The organism is Pistricoccus aurantiacus (assembly GCF_007954585.1).
GTDB classification, from domain to species: domain Bacteria; phylum Pseudomonadota; class Gammaproteobacteria; order Pseudomonadales; family Halomonadaceae; genus Pistricoccus; species Pistricoccus aurantiacus.
This window is the reverse complement of record NZ_CP042382.1, coordinates 730333-754394: the sequence shown is the minus strand read 5'-3', so window position 1 is coordinate 754394 and position 24062 is coordinate 730333. Positions and strand designations below refer to the sequence as shown.

At 60.6% G+C, this 24062-nt stretch carries 23 protein-coding genes; 11 read left to right on the top strand and 12 right to left on the bottom strand.

Annotated features, from left to right (window positions below; genetic code table 11):
• Positions 1-97: 97 nt before the first annotated feature.
• The 4 genes from FGL86_RS03530 to FGL86_RS03520 form a co-directional block, all read right to left on the bottom strand.
• Entirely contained in the window at positions 98-1414 is a 1317-nt protein-coding gene (locus FGL86_RS03530) for a TauD/TfdA family dioxygenase (RefSeq protein ID WP_147183304.1), read from the bottom strand.
• Between the two features lie 96 nt (positions 1415-1510).
• The gene (locus FGL86_RS18300) at positions 1511-1966 is read right to left on the bottom strand and encodes a helix-turn-helix domain-containing protein (protein WP_342780070.1); all 456 of its coding nucleotides are present in this window, start codon (positions 1964-1966) and stop codon (positions 1511-1513) included.
• A gap of 18 nt (positions 1967-1984) precedes the next feature.
• Positions 1985-2479: an AraC family transcriptional regulator gene (locus FGL86_RS18295; protein ID WP_342780069.1), complete on the bottom strand. Its 495-nt coding sequence runs from the start codon at positions 2477-2479 to the stop codon at positions 1985-1987.
• Positions 2480-2488: 9 nt separating this feature from the next.
• Positions 2489-3976, bottom strand: a complete 1488-nt coding sequence (locus FGL86_RS03520; protein WP_147183303.1) for a DNA recombination protein RmuC — start codon at positions 3974-3976, stop codon at positions 2489-2491.
• 169 nt (positions 3977-4145) lie between these two features.
• On the opposite strand from FGL86_RS03520, the gene FGL86_RS03515 reads away from it, so the two are divergent.
• Positions 4146-5087 (top strand): alpha/beta hydrolase, encoded by a 942-nt coding sequence (locus FGL86_RS03515; RefSeq protein WP_147183302.1) that lies wholly within the window; start codon positions 4146-4148, stop codon positions 5085-5087.
• Between the two features lie 237 nt (positions 5088-5324).
• Here FGL86_RS03515 and FGL86_RS03510 read toward each other — a convergent pair whose 3' ends face one another.
• Complete coding sequence (locus FGL86_RS03510; protein ID WP_147183301.1) at positions 5325-6506, bottom strand: IS701 family transposase; 1182 nt, start codon at positions 6504-6506, stop codon at positions 5325-5327.
• A gap of 123 nt (positions 6507-6629) precedes the next feature.
• On the opposite strand from FGL86_RS03510, the gene FGL86_RS03505 reads away from it, so the two are divergent.
• The 6 genes from FGL86_RS03505 (at position 6630) to FGL86_RS03480 (ending at position 13218) form a co-directional block, all read left to right on the top strand.
• Positions 6630-8069, top strand: a complete 1440-nt coding sequence (locus tag FGL86_RS03505) for a cbb3-type cytochrome c oxidase subunit I (RefSeq protein WP_147183300.1) — start codon at positions 6630-6632, stop codon at positions 8067-8069.
• Positions 8066-9073 carry a cbb3-type cytochrome c oxidase subunit II gene (locus FGL86_RS03500; protein ID WP_147183299.1) on the top strand — a complete coding sequence of 336 codons (1008 nt, stop codon included), beginning with the start codon at positions 8066-8068 and terminating at the stop codon, positions 9071-9073. Before FGL86_RS03505 ends, FGL86_RS03500 begins: the two co-directional genes overlap by 4 nt.
• On the top strand, positions 9070-9309 hold the full coding sequence (locus tag FGL86_RS03495) for a hypothetical protein (RefSeq protein WP_147183298.1): 240 nt from the start codon (positions 9070-9072) through the stop codon (positions 9307-9309). The genes FGL86_RS03500 and FGL86_RS03495 overlap by 4 nt, the downstream gene beginning before the upstream one ends.
• Positions 9306-9782 (top strand): cytochrome C, encoded by a 477-nt coding sequence (locus tag FGL86_RS03490; protein WP_147183297.1) that lies wholly within the window; start codon positions 9306-9308, stop codon positions 9780-9782. Before FGL86_RS03495 ends, FGL86_RS03490 begins: the two co-directional genes overlap by 4 nt.
• Positions 9783-9843: 61 nt before the next feature.
• A complete protein-coding gene (locus FGL86_RS03485; RefSeq protein ID WP_147183296.1) occupies positions 9844-12696 on the top strand; it encodes a helicase domain-containing protein in 2853 nt (950 codons plus the stop codon).
• 174 nt (positions 12697-12870) lie between these two features.
• Positions 12871-13218 carry a hexameric tyrosine-coordinated heme protein gene (locus FGL86_RS03480; RefSeq protein WP_222433790.1) on the top strand — a complete coding sequence of 116 codons (348 nt, stop codon included), beginning with the start codon at positions 12871-12873 and terminating at the stop codon, positions 13216-13218.
• Between the two features lie 103 nt (positions 13219-13321).
• Here FGL86_RS03480 and trhP read toward each other — a convergent pair whose 3' ends face one another.
• On the bottom strand, positions 13322-14629 hold the full coding sequence (gene trhP / locus FGL86_RS03475; protein WP_147183295.1) for a prephenate-dependent tRNA uridine(34) hydroxylase TrhP: 1308 nt from the start codon (positions 14627-14629) through the stop codon (positions 13322-13324).
• 104 nt (positions 14630-14733) lie between these two features.
• On the opposite strand from trhP, the gene FGL86_RS03470 reads away from it, so the two are divergent.
• Positions 14734-15525, top strand: a complete 792-nt coding sequence (locus tag FGL86_RS03470) for a class I SAM-dependent methyltransferase (protein ID WP_147183294.1) — start codon at positions 14734-14736, stop codon at positions 15523-15525.
• 90 nt (positions 15526-15615) lie between these two features.
• On the opposite strand, the gene FGL86_RS03465 is transcribed toward FGL86_RS03470, so the two are convergent.
• The 3 genes from FGL86_RS03465 to FGL86_RS03455 form a co-directional block, all read right to left on the bottom strand.
• Positions 15616-16374 carry a glutamine amidotransferase-related protein gene (locus tag FGL86_RS03465; RefSeq protein ID WP_147183293.1) on the bottom strand — a complete coding sequence of 253 codons (759 nt, stop codon included), beginning with the start codon at positions 16372-16374 and terminating at the stop codon, positions 15616-15618.
• Positions 16375-16509: 135 nt separating this feature from the next.
• A complete protein-coding gene (gene fabG, locus FGL86_RS03460; RefSeq protein ID WP_147183292.1) occupies positions 16510-17265 on the bottom strand; it encodes a 3-oxoacyl-ACP reductase FabG in 756 nt (251 codons plus the stop codon).
• Positions 17266-17398: 133 nt separating this feature from the next.
• Positions 17399-18163, bottom strand: a complete 765-nt coding sequence (locus FGL86_RS03455; RefSeq protein ID WP_147183291.1) for a YggS family pyridoxal phosphate-dependent enzyme — start codon at positions 18161-18163, stop codon at positions 17399-17401.
• A 220-nt stretch (positions 18164-18383) separates the two neighbouring features.
• On the opposite strand from FGL86_RS03455, the gene FGL86_RS03450 reads away from it, so the two are divergent.
• The gene (locus FGL86_RS03450; RefSeq protein WP_147183290.1) at positions 18384-19454 is read left to right on the top strand and encodes a tellurite resistance/C4-dicarboxylate transporter family protein; all 1071 of its coding nucleotides are present in this window, start codon (positions 18384-18386) and stop codon (positions 19452-19454) included.
• Positions 19455-19574: 120 nt separating this feature from the next.
• The gene (locus tag FGL86_RS03445) at positions 19575-19919 is read left to right on the top strand and encodes a carboxymuconolactone decarboxylase family protein (RefSeq protein ID WP_147183289.1); all 345 of its coding nucleotides are present in this window, start codon (positions 19575-19577) and stop codon (positions 19917-19919) included.
• 58 nt (positions 19920-19977) lie between these two features.
• Here the strand turns inward: FGL86_RS03445 and FGL86_RS03440 are convergent, their stop codons facing one another.
• Positions 19978-21771: a monovalent cation:proton antiporter-2 (CPA2) family protein gene (locus tag FGL86_RS03440; protein ID WP_147183288.1), complete on the bottom strand. Its 1794-nt coding sequence runs from the start codon at positions 21769-21771 to the stop codon at positions 19978-19980.
• A gap of 182 nt (positions 21772-21953) precedes the next feature.
• Between FGL86_RS03440 and FGL86_RS18350 the strand changes: the two genes are divergently transcribed.
• The gene (locus tag FGL86_RS18350; RefSeq protein WP_147183287.1) at positions 21954-22049 is read left to right on the top strand and encodes a DUF302 domain-containing protein; all 96 of its coding nucleotides are present in this window, start codon (positions 21954-21956) and stop codon (positions 22047-22049) included.
• A gap of 120 nt (positions 22050-22169) precedes the next feature.
• Here FGL86_RS18350 and FGL86_RS03430 read toward each other — a convergent pair whose 3' ends face one another.
• Together FGL86_RS03430 and FGL86_RS03425 are read right to left on the bottom strand one after the other, a co-directional pair.
• Positions 22170-22802: a hypothetical protein gene (locus FGL86_RS03430; protein ID WP_147183286.1), complete on the bottom strand. Its 633-nt coding sequence runs from the start codon at positions 22800-22802 to the stop codon at positions 22170-22172.
• A 15-nt stretch (positions 22803-22817) separates the two neighbouring features.
• Positions 22818-23978, bottom strand: coding sequence for a cytochrome P450 (locus FGL86_RS03425; RefSeq protein ID WP_147183285.1), 1161 nt, complete (start codon positions 23976-23978; stop codon positions 22818-22820).
• Between the last annotated feature and the right edge of the window lie 84 nt (positions 23979-24062).

Genomic DNA, 24062 nt, shown 5'->3' with positions numbered 1-24062 from the left:
CTAGAGAAGGCGCTTACAAGAGTTAGGAGCAGTGACCGTTGCTACCTTTGAAGATGTCTCGGGCGTACAGCGGACAGCTTGGTGGTCGCCAAGCGCATCAGTAGCCCATGCCCAGATCCTGAGCCTGGTCGGCCAGTTCCTGAAGCGCGCTCTCGGATGCATTTTCCTGCCGTAGCTGATCGAGCGCCTCGACCCGCCGCCGGCGCTCGGCTCGCCACAGCATGCGCAGCCGAGAGCGGATCTCGTCCCGTTCCATATAGCAGCCCTGCAGCCAGCGGTGGCCGGAGCTGCCTTCGAAGGCGTCCCGGGCGTGAAGCAGGCGGCGGTTGTCGAAGATCACCAGGTCGCCGGGGCGATAGGTAAAGCGCTGGGCGAAGCGGGGTTCCTTGAGCATCCGCTGCAGTTGCATCAGGGCGTCATAGGCGTGCTCGATATCCTCGAAAGGGGCCATCAAGGGGCCGCGCAGGAAGTCGGCGATGCGCACCTCGAGCAGACGGCTCTGGTCGTCAAGCTTGATCATCGGGTCGAACCAAACGTAGTCCGTCACCTTGGCGGTATTGGCGTAGCACCACTTGACCCGAGTCAGGGTGGCGAAGGCCTCGGGATGCTCCTCGCGCAGCGCCTCGGCGATGGCGAAGCCGTCCGCCATCACCGCCTGGCCGCCTTCAACGCTGTTCTCCAGGCAGTGCAGGAACTGCAGCCCAGGCTGGTATTCCCGGGTGGGCAGATCCACGTGAAAGGGCAGGGCGATGGAGGTGTAGGCGTTGGAGTCCGGGTCCGGTTTGGCCTTGACGTCGAAGAGGGTGCCGAAGTTGGTATCCCTCATCGGTCCGATACGCTCGGCGATACGCGCCAGGGTGCCGGGCTCGGTTGGCAGGTTGCGCAGCCGCACCAGGCCGTAACCGAGCACTGCTTCCAAGGCCTCCCGCAGCAGTGCCTCGAAGGCCGGATCGTCTTCTGCATGGGCATTCTTATGAGTCAGCCAGCCGCCGGCATCCAGGCTAATGGGCTCCGACATTTCTTCGCCGGTCCAGGTGGTCACCGGCACCAGGGGCGCGTCCGGCGACTCGAGATTGGAGTAGTCATTCGCCCGCAGCCAGCCCGGGTGGAAGCGCAGGGTGCGGTTCTCCGGGGTGAAGGTGACGACAAGCGCTCCCTGTTCGTCCAGCGTCGCGCTCGTGATCGTCGGCCATTCGCCGAGCGTCGAGAGATCCAGGATACGCTCCCGAGTAGAGGGATTGACTGTGCTGTCGTCCGCGGCGTTCTCCCGCAGCCAGACGCTGTGATAGCGGCTCACCCGGCCGTCCTGCCAGCGCAGGGTGAGCAGGCGCTCGTCGTGGCTGACCTCGGCGGGCCATACCTCGACGGGCCAGGCGTCGTAGTCCGGGGTAAGGGGAAGGTTGGCTTGGCTCATGGAGTGGATCTCTCTGATGGCTGGAATCAGCCGTCAGGATGCCGGGCCGAGACGCGCCTGATTGTACTCAAGGCGACGCTTGTTTGACCGAAAGCGTCAATCCGGATGGCGATGCTGCCGAGGATTCACGCCGTAGCGGCGCTTGTAGGCCCGGGAAAAGCTGGAGGCGGCGCCGAAGCCGGTGGCCAGGGCGATGCTGAGAATGTCATGGTCGGTTTCCGCCAGCAGCCGGCGCGCCCGGGTCAAACGCAGCTCCAGATAGAAATCCCGGGGTCGCCGGGCCAGTTCCTGCTCGAACAGCCGCTGCAGCTGGCGCAGGGAAATACCCACCCGGGCGGCAATCTCGCTGAGGGCCAGGGGCGCCTCGATATGTCGCTCCATCAACGCCACTGCCTCCACCAGTCCATGACGATGAGTGCCCAGCCGCTGGGCCAGGGCCAGGCGCTGATGGTCCTGGGGGGTGCGCATGCGTTCGTGGATCAGCTGCTCGGAGACCAGGGCGGCCAAGTTGTCGCCATGACGCCGAGCGATCATCCCCAGGGTCATGTCCATGGCGGCGGTGCCCCCGGCTCAGGAAAAGCCATCGTGGCTTACCTCATAAAGTGATTCGACTGCGTCGATCTCGGGAAAACGTTCGCGAAAGGCCGGCAGGCTTTCCCAGTGCATGGTCACCCGCTGCCGAGGCTTGATCAGCCTGGCCTGGGCGAGAATGAAACAGCCGGTATCGATACCGCCCAGGGCGCAATCCTGCTGGGCCTGGTGATGAAGCCAGCGGATCAGCCGGCGGTTCAGGGCGGCTTCCGGGTCGAAGCTGGTGCACACCGCCAGGCTGGGGAGTGACGGCGCCGTCTCCAAAGAGGCATCCGCGAGCAGGGTCATGCGATTGCTGGCGCTGACCGGTTCGCCGTCCTGGCTGATCACGTGCCAGCAAAACAGCTCTCGCTCGGCGACGCGATTGGCGATACGCAGTGGCTCCACCGCGGAAAAGAACGCCATCATTGAAAAGCGCGGCAGCAATAGAAAACCGATGGGTTCCGGCCAGGGGCCTTGATAGTCCAGGCGCATGGGGATGGCTCAGACCTTCTCCGCCGGCTGGTCTTCGTCTCGACTATGCTCGAGCCGCTGCGGTAGTTCCATGCGGGCGCGTTCCACCAGTTCCGCGGGCAACTCCTTCTTCACCGAGACGCCGAGCTCCTGAAACTCGCTGGCCTGCTTGAGCAGATTGCCCTTGCCGGTGGAGAACTGGCCCATGGCCTGATTGAAGCTCAAGCGAGCGCCGTCCAGGCGCTTGCCCACGTCCTGCATGCTTTCCAGAAAGGTGCGCAGCTTGTTGTAGAAACCTTCGGCGCGCTTGGCGAGCTCCACGCTGTGCTTGCTCTGGTCCTCGAAACGCCACAGCTGGCGGACGATGTTCAGGCTGGTCAGCAGGGTGGTGGGGGTGGCGACCAGCACATTGTTCTCGATGGCCCGCTGATACAGGGTCTCGTCGTGCTTGATGGCCTCTACATAGGCGGATTCCACCGGGATGAACATGACCACCACTTCCGGGGAGTTGAGTCCGGGCAGATCGTAGTAGTGCTTGTCCGCCAGTTCGTTGATGCGATCGCTCACCGCGCGGCAGTGATCCGCCAGGGCCTGGGCGCGCTGGATATCCTCGTCGCTGTTGACGTAGCGCACATAGGCGGAAAGCGAGGTCTTGGCGTCGATCACCAGGTGCCTGTTCTGGGGCAGATAGACGATGGCGTCCGGGCGCCGGCGGCCATCCTCGGTGTTGAAGCTGACCTCGCGCCGGTAGTCCTTGCCCAGACGCAGCCCGCAGCCGTCCAGCACGTTCTCCAGCATCAGCTCGCCCCAGTTGCCCTGAATCTTCTTCTGCCCCTGCAAGGCTTCGGTCAGGCGCTCCGCCTGGTCGGTGATCTCCCGGTTGAGGTTCTGCAGTGTCTTTAGCTCTTGCTTCAGTGCCGCCTGCTGCTGGGTGTCCTGATGGTGCAGGTTCTCGATGCGTTCGCGAAAGCCTTTCATCTCGGTGTGCATGGGCTGCAGCAGGTGGCTTATATGTCTTTCCGAAAGTTCGCTGAAGCTCTTGCCCTTGCGCTCGAGCACCTCATTGGCCAGGTTCTCGAATTCCTGCTTGAGCTGTTCGCGACCTTCGTTGACCAGGGCGAGCTGCTCCTTGAAGTGACGCTCCCGCTGTTCGAGCGTGGTGATCAATTCCTGATGGCGGGTTCTGATATCCGAGTTTTCCCGCTCCAGCCGACGATGCTGCTGCTGGAGCTGCGCGAACTGTGTCTTGAAGTCCGCAAGCGTCTGGTGGGTGGATTCCAACTGGCTCGAGAGTCTTGCGTTGGTCAGCCGCTCCTCGTGTAGCGCCTGCTCCTTCGCCGCGCACAGTTGGCGAGATTCGCCAAGCTCGCTCTCGAGCCGCTGCCGCTCTTCAAGCTGATGCTTGAGCGTTTCCTCGCGGCTTATCAGCTTGCCACGCAGCAGCAGATACGTCAGCAGAACGCCAACCGCCAGGGCGGCGAGAATAAAACTGCCTTGAATCAGGCTATCCGCTGGCACGGCTTGACTCCTCGGGTGTGACTTTATCCGTCTTGTCACCCTATTCTATCCATCTAGCTTCCGATCTGGCGAATAGGGCTTGCGGCATTTTGATGATCGATCCATGGTTAATCGATGCACAGCGGATCGATACACGAGGCTATCGATGATTTGATGAAAAGGAGTTTTCATGAGCGATACCCTTCACCCCGCCCTGGCCGCCTGGCTGGAACAGATCAACCCCTTGCTGGAAAAACAGCGCGCGGAAGGCGTGACGTTTACGCCCATCGCAGCCCGGGAAGCCCTTGCCAACGTTACCGCCGGCCTTGTCACCCAGCGCCCGGAGCTGCCCTGGGTCGGCGACGCCATGGTGAAAACCATCGATTACCCGGTACCGATTCGCATCTACGACCCCAATCCGGAAGAGGTCAAGCCGGTATGCGTCTATCTGCATGGCGGCGGCCATGCGGCGGGCAGCGTCAGCGTCTACGATGGAATCTGCCGCAAGCTGGCCCGGGCCAGCGGCAACCTGATAGTGTCCGTGGAATATCGCCTGGCGCCGGAATGTCCCTATCCCATGGCGGTAGAAGATGCGGAAGGCGTGCTCGAGCATCTCTGGCCGGTACTGAAAGCCAAGGAGCGACGCTTCCAGAAGATCCTCAGCGTGGCCGGGGATTCCGCCGGTGCTGCTCTGGCCGCCACGGTCAGCTCCCGTGCTCAGTACAACCCCAATATTTCTCTGAAGTGTCAGATACTCGTCTATCCGAGTGTCGATTACACCGGCTCGTTTCCTTCCCTGCAGGAAAATGGCCGGGGCTACTTCCTGGAGAAAGACCGTATTCAGTGGTATTTCGACAATTATTTCCGTGAAGGTGGGGATGCCTACATTGCCTCGCCGCTGTTCATGCGAATGACCGGTCGCATGCCGGAAACCCTGGTCATTACCGCCGGCTTCTGTCCGCTGCGCGACGAGGGCCTGGCCTATGTGGAACGGCTCAAGGAACAGGGCATCGCCCATCGCCACGAGCATTTTCCCTCGATGATTCACGCCTTCCTCAATATGGAAGACCTGGTGCCGGAAGAGTGCGCGCGGGCCTATCGGGTGATGGGAGAGTTTCTTCAGGCGAGTTGAATGACGAAGGCTGGTCATCCCTGGCGGATGGGATCATTTGCTCGACGTTTGCGCTATTGGATGCTTGTGACTAGTACTACAGCCGTAGCTATTGTCGTGATCGTTCATGCACCGCCATCCGGGCTTGCTGCTGCCGACAGTGGCACTGCCATGCCCGGTACTGGTGCTTTCGTCGCCAGTCCGACCAATGAAGCACATGGGACAAGGCCTGCTGTCCTTGCCATAGCCATCTCCCAATTAGCCGCCTGAGCTCGGAGAGTGTCCACGGGATCCTGTCGGCAGCGGTTTTTTTTGCTGTTGGTTCACTTGCTGAATCGCCACCAGCAGGGCGTGGGCCAGCAGCGACAAGGTGATGTGGCGATGCCAACTGGCCCAGCGCCTCACCTCATACTCATCCAGGCCACATTGCCCCTTGGCCGTCTGAAAACCCTGCTCGATTTTCCAGCGCTGCCCCGCGACCTTCACCAGGGTCTCGATCGACACCCAGTCCCTGGGTGCATGGACCACATAATAGGCCAGCTCATCCGGTGTCGAGAGGCTGCGACGGATCAGGAGATAATGTCTCCAGCGGCGTGTCTCTTCCGTAGGCTGCAACCTCATCAGAGGGACCAAAGCCCAGTCGTACCAGCGTTCGCCCTTGCTGCCTGAGCCGGCGGATAAGGTCTGCCATGCGTCATCCGGCAGTGCCGCCGCGATCTCGTCAGCTCGCGTGTACTGAAAGCTCTGCCACCATAAGGATTCGTCGCAAGCCACTTCTAAAACAAAGGGTTGCGACCGTTCCTCCAGCCATAGGCGCAGGCTGCGGTTGCCGCCATAGACGCTATCCCCCGTCACCCAAGCGGCGGGTATCCCTTGGTCCAGCGCACGTTCTAGCATCCGACGAGCGAGCTCAGGTTTGCTGGCGAATTCGACATCATCAGGGATGCCAGCACGCCGACAACGCTCGCGGTCCTGTGTCCAGGATTTGGGCAAGTACAAGGCGCGATCCAGGAAGGCATGCCCTGCCGGACTGGCATAGAGAAGAAAGACGCCGATCTGGCTATTTTCGATACGGCCGGCGGTGCCACTGTACTGGCGTTGTACGCCGGCCGAGTGCTGACCTTTCTTGATAAAGCCGGTCTCGTCCAGGACCAGGACACCCTCATTGGAGCCCAGTGTATCGATGACCCATTGGCGAAGGACATCGCGTGCCGCCTCCGCATCCCAGCGGGCACGATCCAACAGGTACTGCACCCCATCCGGGGTGGCATCCCCGAGCCACTCGGCAAGATGCCAGCTATTCTTACGTTCGCACTGACTGATCAGCCCCTGGAGGTAGCGTAGGGCACGATCGCGCGTCTCAGAACGCGGAAAGAGCGGGCCTAACCGATCGGCCAGGTCATCCAACAATGCTGAGACAGAGAGATCCAGTTCTTGCATCTTTCACCCAATGATCGCTTCCATATCAATCACATGCATTGTAGCTTGTTCAGTTACAACTGTAGTACTAGGCTTTAAGAAGTATTTAAAAAACATCTTATTGTCGAATGGTCGAGGTGCGTCATGGCGAATCCGGCGTCCCTGCTTCCCGCAAGCCGTTCCGCGGTGGTCACCAAGACGGCGGTCGAGGTCGCTCCCGACCGGGATACCGCTTCCACCCGCCTCATCTACGCCTATCTCGGCAGTGCGACTCTCTGGCTGCTGGTGGGGACGCTGGTCGGTGCCTATCTGGGTCTCAAGTTCGCGACCCCGGACATCGATCATGTTCCCTGGCTTTCCTACGGTCGTCTGCGCCCGGTACATACCAATACGGTGTTCTGGGGCTGGGCGTCCCTGGCAATGATCGCCCTGACACTCTATGTGGTGCCCAAGACCAGCCGGCGGCGGCTGCACAGCCTGCCGCTGGCCTGGGTCAGTCTCGGGCTGATCAACGCCGCCGTGCTGGTGGGCGATCTGCTGCTGATGTCCGGTATCAACAACGGCGGCCAGGAATATCGCGAGTACATCTGGCCGGTGCAAGGCACCTTCGCCTTGGGCGTGATACTGGTGACCTACAACATGATTCGCACCATCGCCGGTCGCGCCATCGAGGAGATCTACATCTCCAACTGGTACATCATGGGTGGCTTCCTGTGGACGGTGGCGCTGATGGTGATCGCCTATGTGCCCGTCTATCAGCAGACCGGCATCAGCGAGACGGTGATTCAGGGCTTCTACATGCACATGGGGGTAGGCATGTGGTTCACGCCCATGGTGCTGGGACTGACCTACTACTTTCTGCCCAAGCTGCTCAACAAGCCGATCTACTCCTACTCTCTCGGGGTGCTGGCCTTCTGGACCCAGATGGTCTTCTACAGCATGATCGGCGCTCATCATTTCATCTTCGCGCCGACCCCTTGGTGGCTACAGACTGTGGCGATCATCTTCAGCGTGGGCATGATCGTCACCCTCGCCGCGGGCACCGGCAACTTCCTGATGACCATGAAGGGCAGCTTTCGCACCGTGGCGCGCAGCTACAGCCTGCCCTTTATCCTGGTGGGGGTGATCGCTTACTTTCTGTTCTCCCTGCAGGGCACCTTCGAGGCGTTTCGCTCTCTGAATCGGGTCTGGCATTTCACCAATTTCACCGTCGCCCACTCGCATCTGACCATGTACGGCTTCGTCGTCTTCCTGATATGGGGCGGTATCTATGGTCTACTGCCTCGCCTGACCGGGCGCGAGCCGTCGCATTTTCTGGCCGGCGTGCATTTCTGGTTTGCCTTCGTCGGGGTGGCCATCTACACCATTGCCTTGATGATCGGCGGCACGATGCAGGGCATGAGCTGGATGGCCGGCGACGCCTTCATCGACTCCGTGACCATGATGGCGCCCTTCTGGCTATGGCGTGCCCTGGGCGGCGGCCTGATGTTCCTGTCACACCTGATCTTCGCCTATAATCTCTGGTGCATGCGTCCCGTTCGTCACGAGTCGCGCCAGCCCCTGGCGGCGGAGGCGGCGGCATGAACTTCCATCGCAACCATTGGCTGCTGCTGGGCACGATTTTCTTCGGTTTCATCGGTCTTGCCTTCATCATCGCCATCCTTCCGGCTCAGTGGATGCAGCAAAATACCGAACCGCTGCCGGAGGCCGAACCGCTGTCGGACCTCGAGCAACGGGGGCTTGAAGTCTATATCGCCGAAGGCTGCGTGGCCTGCCATACCCAGCAGGTGCGCCCTTTGCCCATGGATCAGCCCTGGGGGCGGCCTACTGCCGCGGCGGACTACGCCCTGCTTGGCCCTATGGATGTCTGGCGCCCCTACTCGCCGGCGGTACTGGGCAGCGCCCGCACCGGCCCGGATCTTTCCAATATCGGCGCCCGGCAATCCAGCGAAACCTGGCAATACCTGCACCTCTACAATCCTCGTGCGGTAGTCAAGGATTCGATCATGCCTGCCTATCCCTGGCTCTTCGAACCGGCTACCGGCACCGAGGGCGATGCACCAGTGGTGACCATCCCTGAAGCCTATGCGCCGGAAGACGGCAAGGTCGTGCCCACCGAGCAAGGACAGGCGCTGGTGGCCTACCTGCTTGCCCTGCGCCAGATTCCCATTGAAGGCGCCGGCGGCACAACTCAGGAAGCCTCAGCCGAAACGGACCAGAAAGGCGTCCCGGCGGAAGAAAGCGAGGGACAAGCCGGCGCGAAAGGCGACACGCTTTACGCCAATAACTGCGCCAGCTGCCATCAGGCCAATGGTCAGGGCCTTCCAGGCACCTTCCCGCCCCTGGCGGGGAATTCGTTGGTGCTGGCGGAGGATCCTGGCGAGCATATCGACACCATCCTGCATGGCGCCCAGGGCAGGACTATCGACGGCACCGAGTACGCTTCGCCTATGCCCGGCTTCGCCGATCAGCTCGACGACGATCAGATCGCCGCCATCGTCAACCACGAGCGCACCAGCTGGGGTAACGATGCGCCCGCAGCAACCGCGGAGGATGTTGCCGGCCGACGCGAGGCAGGAGAGAAATGATGCGCGGCGTACTTCTCGTCATGCTGATGACAGCTTGCCTGCTAACGATACAGGTCCAAGCCGCCGAGTTCGTCGACCGAGTCGGACTGATAGACAAATTGCTGGTCGTTGGTGGGGGACTCATCGTGCTGTTCGTCACCGCTTATTGCATCAAATGCTTTCTGAGGCCCGGCGAACGACAAGACCAGCATATCAAACGGCGCATCCTGAAGGATAAGGGTGAGGACAAGCCATGAACGATCAGACCCGCACCGATATCTTCCTCGATGGCGGCGAGGAGCCCATCATCAGCCATCGCTCCCCGGTGCGTTTCCAACTGGATACCACGGTCCTCGATGATGGCCCTCATACCCTGCGTATCGAGGCCTACGACGCCGGCGGCCAGAAAGGCGTCAGGCATATCACCTTCGAGGTGCGCAACGGTCCGGGCATTGCCATCAACGGCCTCAGCGACAACGATATCCTGGAAGGCAAGATTCCGATCCTGGTCAACTCCTATGGCGGTGCCGGCGAAGCCCACTGGGAGCCCTCCCGGGCGGAAACCCCGGCACCGACCCCTACCTGGATCTGGGTGCTGCTGATCGTGATCATGATCTTCGGGGTCTTCTACGGATTGCAGCAGTGGAATCCCCCGGCACCTTTCGCCGATACTCCGACCTATAGCGCGCCAGCGGCGCGAAGCGCTTCCCAAGGCTCGTCCACGAAATAAACCAGCGTCGACCCATGAGTTGCTTAAATCAGCAGCGCTCAACGGTCAAAGGTATTCATTCATGCGCGTTCTGCTTTACAGCGATCTTGATACGACATCGATTCCTGGCTTTGCCAAGCTGCGGACCGCCCTGGAGGCGGACAATTTCCAGCAGGCGGATGTGCGCAAGATCGGCGACAATCTCTATCGTGCGCGGCTCAACAAGCGTGACCGCATCCTGTTCTCGCTCTATCGACACGCCGGGGAAACCTGCTGCCTGATACTCGAATACCTGCGCAATCATGCTTACGAGCGTTCACGCTTCTTGGCGGGTGTGGCGGAGATCGAAGAGGACAGGATACCGCGTCTGGATTCCCCGCAAGAGGCGCAGGCCGAACCCCTGAGCTATCTACATCCGCAGCGCGAACGCTTCCATCTGCTCGACAAGATCCTGACCTTCGACGACGAGCAGGAGGCCATCTTCACCTCGCCGCCGCCGCTGATGGTGATCGGCTCCGCGGGTAGCGGCAAGACGGCGCTGATCCTCGAGAAGCTCAAGGAAACCATCGGCGAGGTGCTTTATGTCAGCCTCTCGCCCTATCTCGTGTCCAACGCCCGAGATCTCTACTATGCTCACGGCTACGACAATCCGGACCAGTCGGTGGATTTCCTGTCGTTTCAGGAACTGCTGGAAAGCATCCGGGTGCCCCGGGGCCGCCAGGTCACCAGCCAGGATTTCCAGCGCTGGTTTCAGCGCCACCGCCAGGGCAGCGGCCTGAGCGATCCGCACAAGCTCTACGAGGAAATTCGTGGCGTGATCACCGGGCCGGTCACCGAGCGCGGCTGGCGTTCCCGAGAGGAGTACCTGGAACTCGGTGTCAAGCAGTCGATTTTTGCGGAAGTCGAGCGGCCCCGGGTCTATGACCTCTTCGAGCGCTATCTCGCCTTCCTCGACGAAGAAGGGCTCCATGATCCCAACCTGGTCGCTCACGACTATCTCGATCGAGTAGAACCCAGCTACGACTTCCTGGTGATCGACGAGGTGCAGGACATTACCAACGTCCAGTTGTATCTGATCCTGCGCACCTTGCGCGAGCCCGGCCAGTTTCTGCTCAGTGGCGACGCCAACCAGATCGTCCATCCCAACTTCTTCTCCTGGGCCGGCGTCAAGTCACTGTTCTTTCATGAGCGCGACCTGACAGGCCACGGCGAAGTGGTGCGCATCCTGCACGCCAACTATCGCAACGCGCCGCTGGTCACGGCCCTGGCCAACCGCATTCTCAAGCTCAAGCATGCGCGCTTCGGCTCGGTGGATCGCGAGAGCAACTATCTGGTGCGCAGCGCCGTGGAACAGTCCGGGCAAGTGAAGCTGCTTGAGGACCGGGAGTCACTCAAGCGCGAACTCGACAGTCGCACCGCCCGGTCCACCCGCTTCGCGGTGGTGGTGCTGCATCCGGAGCAGAAGGCGGAGGCACGGCGCTGGTTTCGCACGCCTCTGGTGTTCTCGATCCAGGAGGCCAAGGGGCTCGAGTACGACAGCGTGATTCTCTACAACGCGATCAGCACCGATGCGGCGATGTTCCAGGCAATCGCCCGGGGCGTGGACCCCGAGGCGCTGGAAGTCGATGAACTGAGCTATCGCCGGGCCAAGGACAAGCACGACAAGTCCCTGGAAATCTACAAGTTCTTCATCAACGCCCTCTATGTGGCGGTCACCCGAGCGGTGCGCCATGTTTATCTAGTGGAAGCGCAGCCCGAACATCCGGTGCTGAGGTTGCTGCAGGTGGAAAGTCTTGAAGGCGAGCTCCAACTGGAACGAGAGGATTCCACGCTGGAAGACTGGCAGCAGGAGGCTAGGCGGCTTGAGCTGCAGGGCAAGGACGAGCAGGCCCAGGCGATTCGCGAACAGGTGCTCGGTGAGCAGGAAGTGCCCTGGAAGGTGCTCGATCGCGCTGGCTTCGAGGCATTGCGTGAGCAGGCCCTCACCGAGGACAGCAAGAAACAGCGCCTCGAAGTCTTCGAATATGCGCTGCTTCATCATCATCGTCCGACGCTCAACACCCTGGCGGAAGTCGGCTTCAAACCCGCTCTTAACGACGAGGGCAAGGCGATTCACCAGCTCCACCGTAACCGCTTCATGAACTACGGGGTGAATCATCCCACAGCGGTGCTCAGGGACACGGAGCGCTACGGGGTGGATCATCGCATGCGTTTCAACCTGACGCCTTTGATGATCGCGGCGCGCCTGGGCAATGTTGGCCTGGTAGCGCAACTGATCGACCGGGGCGCGGACCCGGCATTGGTCGCCAACAATGGCTTTAGCGCCCTGCATTTCGCCCTGGAACAGGCGATGCTCGACGACGCCTTCGCCCGTCAGCGCCTGCCCGGCCTGTACCCGCTGCTGGCGCCGACGAGCCTCGGCGTGCAGGTCGAGGGCCGTCTGGTAAAGCTTGATCGTCGGCTGATGGAAACCTTTCTGCTCGAACTGCTGCAGACCATGTTCTATCGCCATTTCGGCCCTGCTGCGGCCTGGGGCAACGGCTACACCGCCCAGGATATCGAGGGCTGGGTCGCGCGGCTGCCCGATAGCATCCTGTCCGAGCGCCGCAAGCGCCGGCAGTATCTTTCCAGTATCTTGTCCAAGAACGAAATCCAGCGCGAGGACCGTTACAATCGCAAGCTGTTTCTGCGCCTACGCCGCGGCCACTATGCCCTCAATCCGGCGCTGAAGCTGCGCGATGGCAAGGGCTGGATCGATTTGCACGAGCGTTTCCCGCTGGAGGATCTGGGGATTCGACGTCTTGCGGAAAACATGTCCAGCCGGGAAGAACGTATCTTTGGCGCCGACTTCCTGCGCGATCGAGACCGCTATCAGCAGGATAAGCTGGACGCCCTGCGCCGCAGCCTGGCGGTCTCCCAATCGGAGGTTCCGTGACCCTTGGAAAACGCTGCCGGTAGGCAGCGCCTCTTGCGCGAACCGCATCGACTGCTATGTTTAATGTGCATATCAAATGCTTTTAATAAAACAGGACATTGAACAGCCCGCGATTCGTCAATATAACGATAAACGCGAGACAACCGTAACAGGCCAGGCCGAGGAGAAGACACGATGAACAAGACGAAGCGCCGTTTGGCAACAAGAGCCGGAATACTGCCCTCGCTGCTGCTGAGCGGGATGCTGACCCTTGGGTTGGCAAGCACGGCATCCGCCGAGGACACCCAGGATTCCGAAAGCTGGCTACCAAGTCTGATCACCGAGACCCCTCAGGAAGGCTTCCAACTGGCAGTGAAATTATCGCAAAAGGGCGTAGGCACTACCCAGCCGGATGCCAGCGTACGCAAGGCACTGCGCGGCGCCTACGCCCATGATCCGGATAGCCTGATCGCCGCGACCCAGGTGATCGCCATCCATTTTCAGACCGTGGCCGCCGCCAACGACTACTGGCGGGAAGAATGAGGGCCTTCATCTTAGGTACTTGCTTGTGACCATCGATGACATCGATTCCGCTGTCCTCTGAAGATATAAGATGCCGGTAGGTCATCGTAGGCTAGTCAAGCGCCTAAGCGAGATCCCGCAGCAAGAGCCCAAATGCCGCCCGCTCGGGGTCGATCGCCTCGCCGGGAACCGGTAAGCGCATCATATGTCCGGAACCCGGCGCCACATCGATTGTCTCACCGCGCTTGTTCTCCAACGCCTCGAGGGTGAAACGACGGTTGCCGCCGGGCAGCATCAGCTCCAGCGAGTCACCCAAGGCGAAGCGATTCTTGACGTCGATTTCCAGCCAGCCGCGGCTGGCATCGTAATCGATCACCTCACCGGCGAACTGCTGATGCACGCCGATGGAGTGGCCGCGTTCGTAGTTCTGGTACTCGTCGTGCACGTGGCGACGGTAGAAGCCTTCCGTGTAGCCGCGATTGGCCAGGTTTTCCAGCTCGTCCATCAGCGCCATGTCGAAGGGCCGTCCGGCCAGGGCATCGTCGATGGCGCGGCGGTAGACCTGAGCAGTGCGTGCTACGTAGTAGTGGGATTTGGTGCGTCCTTCGATCTTCAGCGAGCTCACCCCCATTTCGATGAGCCGGGGCACGTGCTGCACGGCGCGTAAATCCTTGGAGTTCATGATGTAGGTGCCGTGCTCGTCCTCGTCGATGGGCATGAGCTCGCCGGGCCGGGTGACGTCCTCGATCAGTGCCGCCTGAGCGGGCTTGAGATCACCGGTTTCGTCGGTGTCCGCCGCGATAGTGTTGTATTTCCAGCGGCAGGCGTTGGTGCAGGTGCCCTGATTGGGGTCGCGACGGTTGAAGTAGCCGGACAGCAGGCAGCGCCCCGAGTAGGCGATACACAGGGCGCCGTGCACGAAGGTCTCGATCTCCAGATCCGGGCACTCTCGGCGGATCTCGCCGATCTCCTCCAGAGATAGCTCCCGGGAGAGGATGATGCGGCGGATGCCCTGGCGCTGCCAGAAGCGCGCCGCAGCGTGATTGACCACGTTGGACTGCACCGAGAGATGAATCGTCTGCTCCGGCCAGCGCTCGCGCACCATCATGATCAGTCCCGGGTCGGACATGATCAACGCGTCCGGCCCGGCCTCGATGACCGGTTCCATGTCGCGCAGATAGGTCTTGAGCTTGGCGTTGTGGGGCGCGATGTTCGAAGCGACGTAGAACGCCTTGCCCTGGGCATGGGCTTCCTCGATGCCGCGGTGCAGATTGGCGAGATCGAAGTCGTTGTTGCGCACTCTGAGGGAATAGCGCGGCTGGCCGGCATAGACTGCGTCGGCGCCGTAGGCGAAGGCATAGCGCATGTTGCGATAGTTGCCTGCGGGAGAAAGAAGCTCCGGCGTGGCGGTAATAGGTGCTGTGGAGGTCATGAGGCTCGGACTATGATGATGACAATAGGAGGGATGAAAAGAAGGACCAATCTTACTACAGTAGCCTCGCCGGCCCGAGCCGCGACTGCCCTGGAGAACACGTCTTGCCCTCGAACGCCATCGACTTCGCCACGCTCTACCGCCAGCATATGGCGCGATCCCAACGTCCTCGAAAAGCGCCCGCGGACTGGGATGCTCGAGCCGAACGCATGGATCATAAACCGCCCGGCGGCCACTATGCGGACACCTTTGTCGCTCGCATGAATCTTGACGGCTGCAGCAGCGTGCTGGACGTGGGCTGCGGTGCCGGCACCATTGCGCTGCTGCTGGCGCCGCACATGACATCCGTCCTGGGGCTGGACTTCAGTCCCGGGATGCTCGAACAGCTGATGAACAACGCCAAGCGCCTCGGCCTGAACAACGTTACTCCGCTGTTGCGAGCTTGGGAGGATGACTGGAGCGATGTTCCGGTCTGCGACATCGTCGTGGCCTCGCGCTCCGGCATGGTCCCGGATCTGGCGGACGCTCTTGCCAAGCTCAACGCCCATGCCCGGTGGCGGATCTACATGACCCAGCTGGTGGGCGGTCACTTTATCGACCCTGGGCTGGTTTCGGCGCTGGGCCGCTCGCCGCGTTCTCTCCCGGATCATCTCTATACCCTGGGGCTGCTGCATGCCCAAGGCATCTACGCGGAGTTGAGCTACATCGAATTGCCCAGCCGATTGGCCGGGACCAGTGATTTCGAGGAATTCGCCCGACGTGTCGCCTGGACGCTGGGTGAGTTATCCGACGAGGAAACCGCGCGGCTCAAGGACTGGTACGACGCCGATCCCCAGCGCGCCGCCCGAGGCGGCGCTCCGATGCGCTGGGCGCTGGTCAGCTGGACGCCTCGCTGAGGCGTTACTTATCAGCGCGCAACCATCTACGTGGCAAGGTCGAGCGCTTGGATGGGCATGCTCTCCACTCAAACAACAGTTTCGAAAAGCTTACTGATTCACAGGTGGGTTGGTTTCGGTCGTCTCTGTAGAAGTTTGATGCCATAGCGCCTGACGCATGAAGTTGAGCACCCAGCGCACCATCAGGTGATTGTCCACCGGCGCGTTGAGAGAGGCCATGCCTTCACGAATGCGATTGCCCGGTACCTGCCGGCGAAGCAGCTCCATCAGGTCGGCGGAATAGGCCTTGGTGAATTCCGGATGGCCCTGGATACCCAGAAACGTCCTGCCCACCTGCACCAGATAAAAAGGGCAGAAGTCGCTCTTGGCCAATACCACCGCCTGCTCCGGCAGGCGAGAAACCTGGTCCTGGTGGCTGACTACCAGGTCGAGCCCCTCCTGCCACGGCTCCATCCACTCGGCGCGGCGGGTGAGCTGATTGAAGGACATGCCCACGCCCCAGCCGCGCTTATTCTTGACCACTTCGCCGCCCAGCGCCTTGGCGATCAGCTGATGCCCGAAGCAGACGCCCACCAGCGGTTTTTCTTCCTTCCAGAGCCGATTCAGGAAGCCGCACAACGCCTCGATCCAGGCATCGCCATCGTTGACGCCATGCTTCGAGCCGGTGGTCAGCCAGGCATCCACCGCGTTCACATCCGCAGGGATTTCGCCCTCGTGACAGCGCCAGACCCGAAACTCCAGAGTTGGATCGATCGCGGTAAACAGCCGCTCGAACATTTCCGGATAGTTGCCGTGGTGGGTTTGCAACTCCGGGGCGACGTCATCGCATTGCAAAAGGCCGATCAGCACAGTGGCGTCTCCTTTCAAAACCAGCCAGACAGAATACCCAAGACAACTACTATAGTAACCATCACCGGTATCGGCGTCGCGATGATGGTTTTCTGCATGCACCCTTGGCAACGAATAACGTCTTGCCCCATCGCGTTACAGCACCGCCTCGAAGGATTCCGGCAGAATCTGGCCGCCGTCGACGATTACGGTCTGGCCGGTAATAAAGCGAGCTTCCGGCGAGGCCAGGAAGCAGGCGGCGTAGCCGATATCCTCCGGCTCCCCCAGCGTCTTCGTAGGCACCGAGGCCGCCATCTCCTTCAGATAGTTTTCACCCTGGGCCTCCAGGCCTTCGGTGCGGATGTTGCCCGGCATTACCGCATTGATCGTGATGCCTTCCTTGGCGCACTCGAGCGCCGCGGAGCGCATGAAACCAAGCTGTCCCGCCTTGCTGGCGCCGTAGTGGGCCCAGCCGGGATAGCCGGTGATGGCGCCGGTGATCGAGGACGTGATCACGATGCGGCCGTAACTCTGCTGGCGCATGGTCGGCAGCACCGCCTGCACCATGAAGAAGGTGCCGCGCAGGTTCACCGCCATCATCTGCTCCCAGTCCTCCAGGGTCATCTCCTCAACGGTGGCCTGGGGAAAGATGCCGGTGTTGGAACAAAGAATATCCAGGCGGCCATGACGTTCCAGTACCGTCTCGACCACCCGCTGACAGGCATCCCGATCGGTCACGTCCAAGGATTCGAAGGTCGCGCCCAGCGCCTCGGCGGTACGCTTGCCGGCCTCGGCATCGATATCGGCGATCACCACCCGCGCTCCCGCCTCTGCCAGCACACCGGCGATTCCCTTGCCGATACCCTTGGCGCCACCGGTCACGATGGCTACCTGGTCGTTCAATGCAAACATGCCATCCTCCTGGATCATCACATGAGACAGCCAATAACCTTAGCTTATATACTTTATGCAAGTTTATATTGATGCATCTCAGTATTTTGTTGGATCACAGGGCGAGGGTGCGCTGGCTTGATTCTAGAATGTCTTATCCGTTGTCTTGATCCGCATCCGGCCAGTAGTAACTGTCGGGCAGAGGGCGCGGGCCGAAGATCGCCTGTCCTACTCGCACCACCGTGGCGCCTTCCTCGATCGCCAGCTCGAAGTCGCCGGACATGCCCATGGACAGGGTATCCATGCTGGTTCCGTCCGGTAGCTGCTCCCGCAGCTGGTCGCGTAACTGCCGCAGCCGTACGAAACAAGGCCGTACTCGGGTCGGATCATCTGAAAAAATCGCCAGGGTCATCAGACCTTTCACCCGCAGGCGAGAGAATGCCGGCAACTGGCGAATGAAGGCCGCGACATCCTCCGGCGCCAGTCCGAACTTGCTGGTTTCGTTCGAGGTATTGACCTGAACCAGCACGTCCAGCGCACGGTCCTCGATTTCAAGGCGGCGCTCCAGCGCCTCTGCCACGCGCAGGCTGTCGAGGGCCTGGAACTCGCTGGCGAAACGCGCCACCAGCTTGGCCTTGTTGGTCTGCAGGTGTCCGATCACCGACCAGCGCAGATCCGTCAGATCCGCCAAGGCCTCTGCCTTGCGCTGCGCTTCCTGTACCTTGTTTTCGCCGAATTCGCGACAGCCCGCCCGGTAGGCCAGCCGCAGACGCGCCTCGTCCACGGTCTTGCTCACCGGCAGCAGGCGTACCTCGCTGGGGTCGCGACTCGCACGACGACAGGCCGTATCGATACGTTGCTGTATGGCCGCGAGGTTGTGTTCAAGCTCGGATAGCGTGCGCCCAGCCGGATAAGTCATCGTCTTACCTGATTGTCGTGAAAAAAATGTATAGTCGGGGTCATCATGATTTTCATCGTATCGCGCCCGGCAATCGTCAAGGTATCTTGACTCTTCGAGGATAGCGCAAGTCGCTGCGAGTGTTGGGCTCGAGATCTATTTGGGAGGATCGAGATGAGAAGCGGTACGCGACGATCCAGCACGTTATCCGCCTGCCATCACATCACGACGGTCGAGACCGATGGCTAGCGGGACACAATGGTCCAGCCTGCTCAAAGCCGCCACCCTCGATCTGCCACCCGCCTATTTCGGCATGGTCATGGCGACCGGAATCATCTCGCTTGCGGCACACATGCTGGGACTGACACTTCTGGCTTATCTGCTGTTCTATCTCAACATTGTGGCCTATGGCGTGCTGTGGCTATTGCACGGCCTACGTCTTGTCTGGTTTCCGAGGCGATTCATGGCGGACATGCTCGATCATGCCCGCGGGCCCGGTTATTTCACCTGGGTGGCCAGCTCCGCCGTGCTCGGCACCCAGTTCGTCGTACTAGCGCACTCCTATAACGTCGCTCTGGCGTTATGGATTCTGACCAGCCTGCTATGGCTGGGGCTGACCTACACCTTTTTCACCGTGTCCGTCGTCAAGAAAGACAAGCCGCCCCTGCAAGAAGGCATCAACGGTAGCTGGCTGCTCGCCGTGGTGGCGACTCAATCCGTCGCCGTGCTCAGTGCCCATATCGCCGCCGATTGGCCGCAGCCCTATCGACTGGAACTGAATTTTCTAGCGCTGTCGATGTGGCTATGGGGCGGCATGCTCTACATCTGGATGATCTCGCTGATCTTCTATCGCTACTACTTCTTTCCTTTTTCACCGAGCGATCTGGCGCCGCCGTTCTGGATCAGCATGGGGGCGATGGCCATCTCGACGCTGGCAGGCTCGCTGCTCATCGCCAATAGCCCCGATGCGCCTTATCTGGAATCGTTGCTGCCGTTTCTCAAGGGCTTTACCATTTTCTACTGGGCGACCGGTACCTGGTGGGTTCCGATGCTCTTTCTGCTTGGCATCTGGCGCCATGTGATCAGGCGCTTTCCACTCGAATACGACCCCTTGTACTGGGGCGCCGTATTTCCAATGGGCATGTACACCGCCGCTACCCACCAGATGAATCAGGCAATGGAATTCGGATTTCTGGAGATCATTCCCGACGTCTTCCTGTATATCGCTTTGCTGGCTTGGGGGATGACGTTCTTCGGTCTTCTCCACAGCATTTCGCGGCATGCGCGGCTCCATCTTGGCCGGAAACCCTGACAGTCAGCGTTTTCTTCAAGCAGTCCCGCTCTGGTTTGTACTTCCTCGTTAGCGTAACTATCTTGAATATGTACCCGGCCGTTTTTTCTGGGCTTTCTACGATTCAGAAAGGAGCGAGAAATGGATTCCCTGTTCCCCAAGCCCACGTCGGCATTGGCTCATCAGCGCGCGGAACTCACCCCGGAAGCCGACGAAGCTTTCAAGGCATTCAGCAAGGCGGTATTCGCCGACGGCGCGTTGCCCAAGAAGACCAAGCAACTGATTGCGGTGGCGGTGGCGCATGTCACCCAGTGCCCTTATTGCATTCACGGTCACACCCAGGCAGCCCTCAAGGAAGAAGCCACCGCGCAGGAAATCATGGAAGCCATCTGGGTCGCTACTGAAATGCGCGCCGGTGGGGCCTTTGCTCACTCCAGCCTGGCACTGGATACCATCAATCAGCACAAACCGTCGGAAAAAACGTAGCTCGTTGATCCTGCCCGGCTCGATGTGAATCGGGCAGGGAAGAAAGCCGCAGCGTTGGTTATTTGGAGTGAATTTCCTCTTCGGGGAAATTCATTTCATCTTCCGCGAATAGCGTTTCCAACTCCATCAGAGCTTCGCGCTGTGATTGCATCAGCCGTTCCTGATCGGCGAGATAGGCGATCTGTTTATCCAAGGTTTCGGCGTCATGACGATAAAACCGTTCTTTCACGTAGGCGGCCTTTTCCACGGACAGCCCCATGGATCGCAGCACCTGTTCCGCAAGGTGCATGCTCGACAATAGGGTGTCGCGAATAATCACATCGGCACCCAGTTCACGAAGCCGCATTTCATGCCGACGGGTGCGGGCACGCGCAAACAGCCTGATATCGGGATAGTGGCGCTTGACCATCGCCGCGATCTTCAGCGACGTCTCGATATCACCGATGGCCAGCACAAGAATTTCGGCCTTGCTTGTACCGGCGGTATCGAGCAGCTGTTTCTGCGAGGCGTCGCCATAGTAAATCTTGCTGCCAAGCTGGCGAATGAAATCCACGCGGCCAGGATCGATCTCGATGGCCGTGAAACGGATCTTCTGGGTGCGGATAAGGCGTGAAACGATCTGGCCAAAGCGGCCGAACCCGGCGATGATCACCTTGGGTTCCTGTGCATCGATCACGTCATAATTCGGCAACTGTTCGGTGACGGTCGATTTTTTCATCAGCCGTTCGACAAGATAAAGCAGCACCGGCGTCATCATCATCGACAAGGTGATTGCCATGATAAGCAATTCGCTGAGCTCGACGCTCATGAGGCCATGTCTGGCGGATAGGGTAAAGAGTATGAAGCCGAACTCTCCTCCCTGGCACAAATACACGGCCAGCAGCAGGGCCTGGGCGTTGTTCAGTTTTACCAGGCGCGCTATCGAAAATAAAAGTGCTCCCTTGCAAAGCACGATAGCGAGAGCGATCAGCACCAAGGCTACCGGCTCGACAGTCAGAAGCCCCAGGTTGGCGGTCATTCCCACCGCCATGAAGAATAATCCCAGCAGCAATCCCTTGAAGGGTTCTATATCGGATTCCAGCTGGTAACGGTATTCGGAATCGGCGACCAGTACCCCCGCCAGAAAAGCGCCCAGCGCCATGGAAACCCCGATAGCCTGCATCAGTAACGCCGAACCGAGCACCAGCAGAAGCGCCGCCGAGATGAATATTTCATGGATTCGCGCGGCGGCGACGAAGCGCAGCATCGGGCGCAGTAAAAAACGCGCAAACAGCCAGAAGGCGGCCAGGGTTGCGACGGTGCTGAAAATATCCTTGAGAATATCGGCACTCGAGCCCAGTTCCGTGACGGCGATAATGGGGATGATGACCAGCGCCGGAATGGCCGCTAGATCCTGGAACAACAGAATGCGCAGCGCGCTGCGTCCGTAGGGCGAAGCTAACTTCCTTCGTTCCATCATGAGCTGCAAGGCAAAGGCGGTACTGGACAGCGAAAGCCCGAAACCCACCACCACAGCCGTCACCCAGGAATCCACGAGCACGGCCGCCAAGGCCGCCAGCAGTAACGTGGTGATCGTCACCTGGGTGGCGCCCAATCCGAAGATGGACTTTCGCAATGCCCACAAACGCGCCGGCTTCATTCCCAGGCCAATGATAAACAGCAGCAGAACCACGCCAATTTCCGAGAAGTGCAGTATGTCCTCGGAATTGGAAATCAAGTTCAGCCCCCAGGGGCCGATGAGCAGACCGGCAATGATATAGCCCAATACGGAACCGAATCCCAAGCTTTGGGAGATGGAAACGGCGATGACCGCGGCGCCCATGAGGATGGTGGCACTGTGCAGCATATCCATGACGTATACCTGCAGCTTGATGGGCCATAAGGCATATTATAATTACAGCGAAGCCATGGTCGTCTTCCCGTTGGCAGGATGCCGATCCATGGTGCGTGCCTGTACTCGCAGCGGGACTATCCTCAAGTATTATCCAGGCAATCGGTAAGCGGTCTCTTCGCGTCGAATCGGGCTCGGACTGGATGGAGGTGACTAACGAAGTCATCCTTTTCGGCAATCCCAAGGTGGGAACTCGCTTGATGCAGGATCGGCAGACGATGGCCATCGTCTGCCCGTGAAGGCCTTGGTCTGGCAAGACACCGATGACACAACGCTCGACGCCATTGCTCGGTTAGTAGAAAGGGTATGCCACGGCGCGGCAAAGGCATAAATGATGCCTTTGCATCGTTCCAATCCTCCTAGGCAACCGTATCGTTCAGCGGGATGGCACGAATCATCGCCGGATCATCCGCGTGCTCCAGCAGCATTCGGCGGACGCGTTCCTGCCAGAAATATGCGAACTCGGTCAGTTGCTCGGGGGTCGCTCGATTCTGCATGATCGCCTGCAGGCGTTCGCGCTGGGAAGCGTCGGCGGGCACCTTGCCGGCATCGACCATCACCGCCACCGCGGCGCCGGTGTCGAGCCGCTCGAAGCATACCGCGCCGCCATTCTTGCCCGAGCGCGTGGCGAAACTGAGCAGCCCATTGCGCGCGAACCGGCCACCGATACCCTTGAAGCCGCCCTGGGTGGCGGCGCCGGTAAGGAGCGTCAGCACTTGCGCGACCACGCCGGTGGTGCCTTCCGCTTCCGGTGAGGGCATGCGCACGCTGATGCCGCCCCGCTCGGGAAGCGTATCCGGGTAAAGCGCCTTCAGCGCGGCCCGGGCGGTCAGGAAAGCGCCCGCCACGGTCGGGCAGGAGTGCCCCGTCAGACGCACGGCGTCCGCGTAACGGTAGTCCATGATTCCGTCCGTCGCGCTGCCCAGCAGTTGGGCCAGCGGATCGCGCAGGCGAATCACCGGCACATCGTCGAAGAAGTCGGGAAAGGTCATGGCGGTCTCCTTCTCTCAGCCGCGCTGAACCCGCACCGGCAGCGAGGCAAAGCCGCTGGCCGGGAACTGCGCGCGTTCCGGTGTCGTATCGGGTGACAGTTCGATATGTCGGACTTTGGCCAGCAGGGTTTCCATGAACACCTGCAGTTCCAGCCTGGCCAGGGGCGCGCCGGGGCAGACATGCAGGCCGGCGCCGTACAGCAGGTTGTTGTCACGATTGCGCTGGGGCTGGAACTCGTCCGGATCGCCAAAGACATCCTCGTCTCGGTTGGCGGAGGCCCAGATCACGGAAAGTCGCTCGCCGGCGGGTATTTCGCGTCCGCCGATCGTCACCGCTCGAGTGGTGATGCGGCGGTTGGAAATCAGCGGCGCGTGAATACGCAGGATCTCGTCGATGGCCTCGGGGAGATTCTCGTGCCCTTGGCGAAGCGCCTCCTGCAATTCGGGATGCGCCGCCAGGTAGTGAATCAGGATACCTACGCTTGCGGCGATGGTACCCAGTTCGCCGACGGTCCAGTTGCGGATGATGCTGACGATTTCCTCGTCGCTCAGCCAGCGGCCCTCGACTTTTTCGTGCAGCAGGCGGGTAGTGGCGTCCGGCGGGGCTTCCTCACCGGCCTCCCGGCGAAGGATAAGCTGTTCGCTGATATAGCCGTCGAACTCCAGGGCAATCTTGGACATGGCTTGACGATCTCCGGCCCGGGTAGCCCGATGGTTCTTGCCGATCCACTGGCGCAGCGGTTCCCGCAGGCTGTCCGGCCAGCCCATGAAGGCGCACTGATTGCGTACGGCGAAAGGCTGGGCAAGAGCGCTCATCACTTCGATGTCACCCTCGGGTGGCAAGTCATCGAACAGCGCCTCGGTGTTGGCGCGACACACCGGTTCGAACTCGTCTATGTGTTCCTGCGTGAAGTATTTCTCGACGATGCGCCGGTAAGGCGTATGTTCCGGCGGATCCATGGCGTTGGGAATGGAAAGATGGCGCGAGGCGCCGTTGCTGAAGGTTTCGTGATCCGTGAGTGCGCGCATCACGTCCTCGTGGCGAAACAGCGACCAGAGCAGATAATCGCTGTAGGCGACGGGGCAGCGATGACGCATCTCGTCGTAGGCTTGAATCTGGTTGTCGAGGACCTTGGGTGACCGAGGATCCCAGTCCGCGGGTGCCGTATCGCTCATGGTGTCACTCCTCATGGCTTGCGTTGTGATTCGCCGGTTATCGCATGCCTGCTGGCTGCACGCGGCGCATCGACTCGCTGCGCC

Excerpts from the sequence above, each read along its gene's own strand:
- FGL86_RS03515 (WP_147183302.1), top strand. The coding sequence starts at position 4,146 with ATGAGCGATACCCTTCACCCCGCCCTGGCCGCCTGGCTGGAACAGATC.
- FGL86_RS03510 (WP_147183301.1), bottom strand. The coding sequence starts at position 6,506 with ATGCAAGAACTGGATCTCTCTGTCTCAGCATTGTTGGATGACCTGGCC.
- FGL86_RS03425 (WP_147183285.1), bottom strand. The coding sequence starts at position 23,978 with ATGAGCGATACGGCACCCGCGGACTGGGATCCTCGGTCACCCAAGGTC.
- FGL86_RS03485 (WP_147183296.1), top strand. The coding sequence starts at position 9,844 with ATGCGCGTTCTGCTTTACAGCGATCTTGATACGACATCGATTCCTGGC.
- FGL86_RS03505 (WP_147183300.1), top strand. The coding sequence starts at position 6,630 with ATGGCGAATCCGGCGTCCCTGCTTCCCGCAAGCCGTTCCGCGGTGGTC.
- FGL86_RS03500 (WP_147183299.1), top strand. The coding sequence starts at position 8,066 with ATGAACTTCCATCGCAACCATTGGCTGCTGCTGGGCACGATTTTCTTC.
- trhP (WP_147183295.1), bottom strand. The coding sequence starts at position 14,629 with ATGACCTCCACAGCACCTATTACCGCCACGCCGGAGCTTCTTTCTCCC.
- FGL86_RS03440 (WP_147183288.1), bottom strand. The coding sequence starts at position 21,771 with ATGGATATGCTGCACAGTGCCACCATCCTCATGGGCGCCGCGGTCATC.
- FGL86_RS18295 (WP_342780069.1), bottom strand. The coding sequence starts at position 2,479 with ATGCGCCTGGACTATCAAGGCCCCTGGCCGGAACCCATCGGTTTTCTA.
- FGL86_RS03455 (WP_147183291.1), bottom strand. The coding sequence starts at position 18,163 with ATGACTTATCCGGCTGGGCGCACGCTATCCGAGCTTGAACACAACCTC.
- FGL86_RS03430 (WP_147183286.1), bottom strand. The coding sequence starts at position 22,802 with ATGACCTTTCCCGACTTCTTCGACGATGTGCCGGTGATTCGCCTGCGC.
- FGL86_RS03480 (WP_222433790.1), top strand. The coding sequence starts at position 12,871 with ATGAACAAGACGAAGCGCCGTTTGGCAACAAGAGCCGGAATACTGCCC.
- FGL86_RS18300 (WP_342780070.1), bottom strand. The coding sequence starts at position 1,966 with ATGGACATGACCCTGGGGATGATCGCTCGGCGTCATGGCGACAACTTG.
- FGL86_RS03495 (WP_147183298.1), top strand. The coding sequence starts at position 9,070 with ATGATGCGCGGCGTACTTCTCGTCATGCTGATGACAGCTTGCCTGCTA.
- FGL86_RS18350 (WP_147183287.1), top strand. The coding sequence starts at position 21,954 with ATGGAGGTGACTAACGAAGTCATCCTTTTCGGCAATCCCAAGGTGGGA.
- FGL86_RS03445 (WP_147183289.1), top strand. The coding sequence starts at position 19,575 with ATGGATTCCCTGTTCCCCAAGCCCACGTCGGCATTGGCTCATCAGCGC.
- fabG (WP_147183292.1), bottom strand. The coding sequence starts at position 17,265 with ATGTTTGCATTGAACGACCAGGTAGCCATCGTGACCGGTGGCGCCAAG.
- FGL86_RS03530 (WP_147183304.1), bottom strand. The coding sequence starts at position 1,414 with ATGAGCCAAGCCAACCTTCCCCTTACCCCGGACTACGACGCCTGGCCC.
- FGL86_RS03450 (WP_147183290.1), top strand. The coding sequence starts at position 18,384 with ATGGCTAGCGGGACACAATGGTCCAGCCTGCTCAAAGCCGCCACCCTC.
- FGL86_RS03490 (WP_147183297.1), top strand. The coding sequence starts at position 9,306 with ATGAACGATCAGACCCGCACCGATATCTTCCTCGATGGCGGCGAGGAG.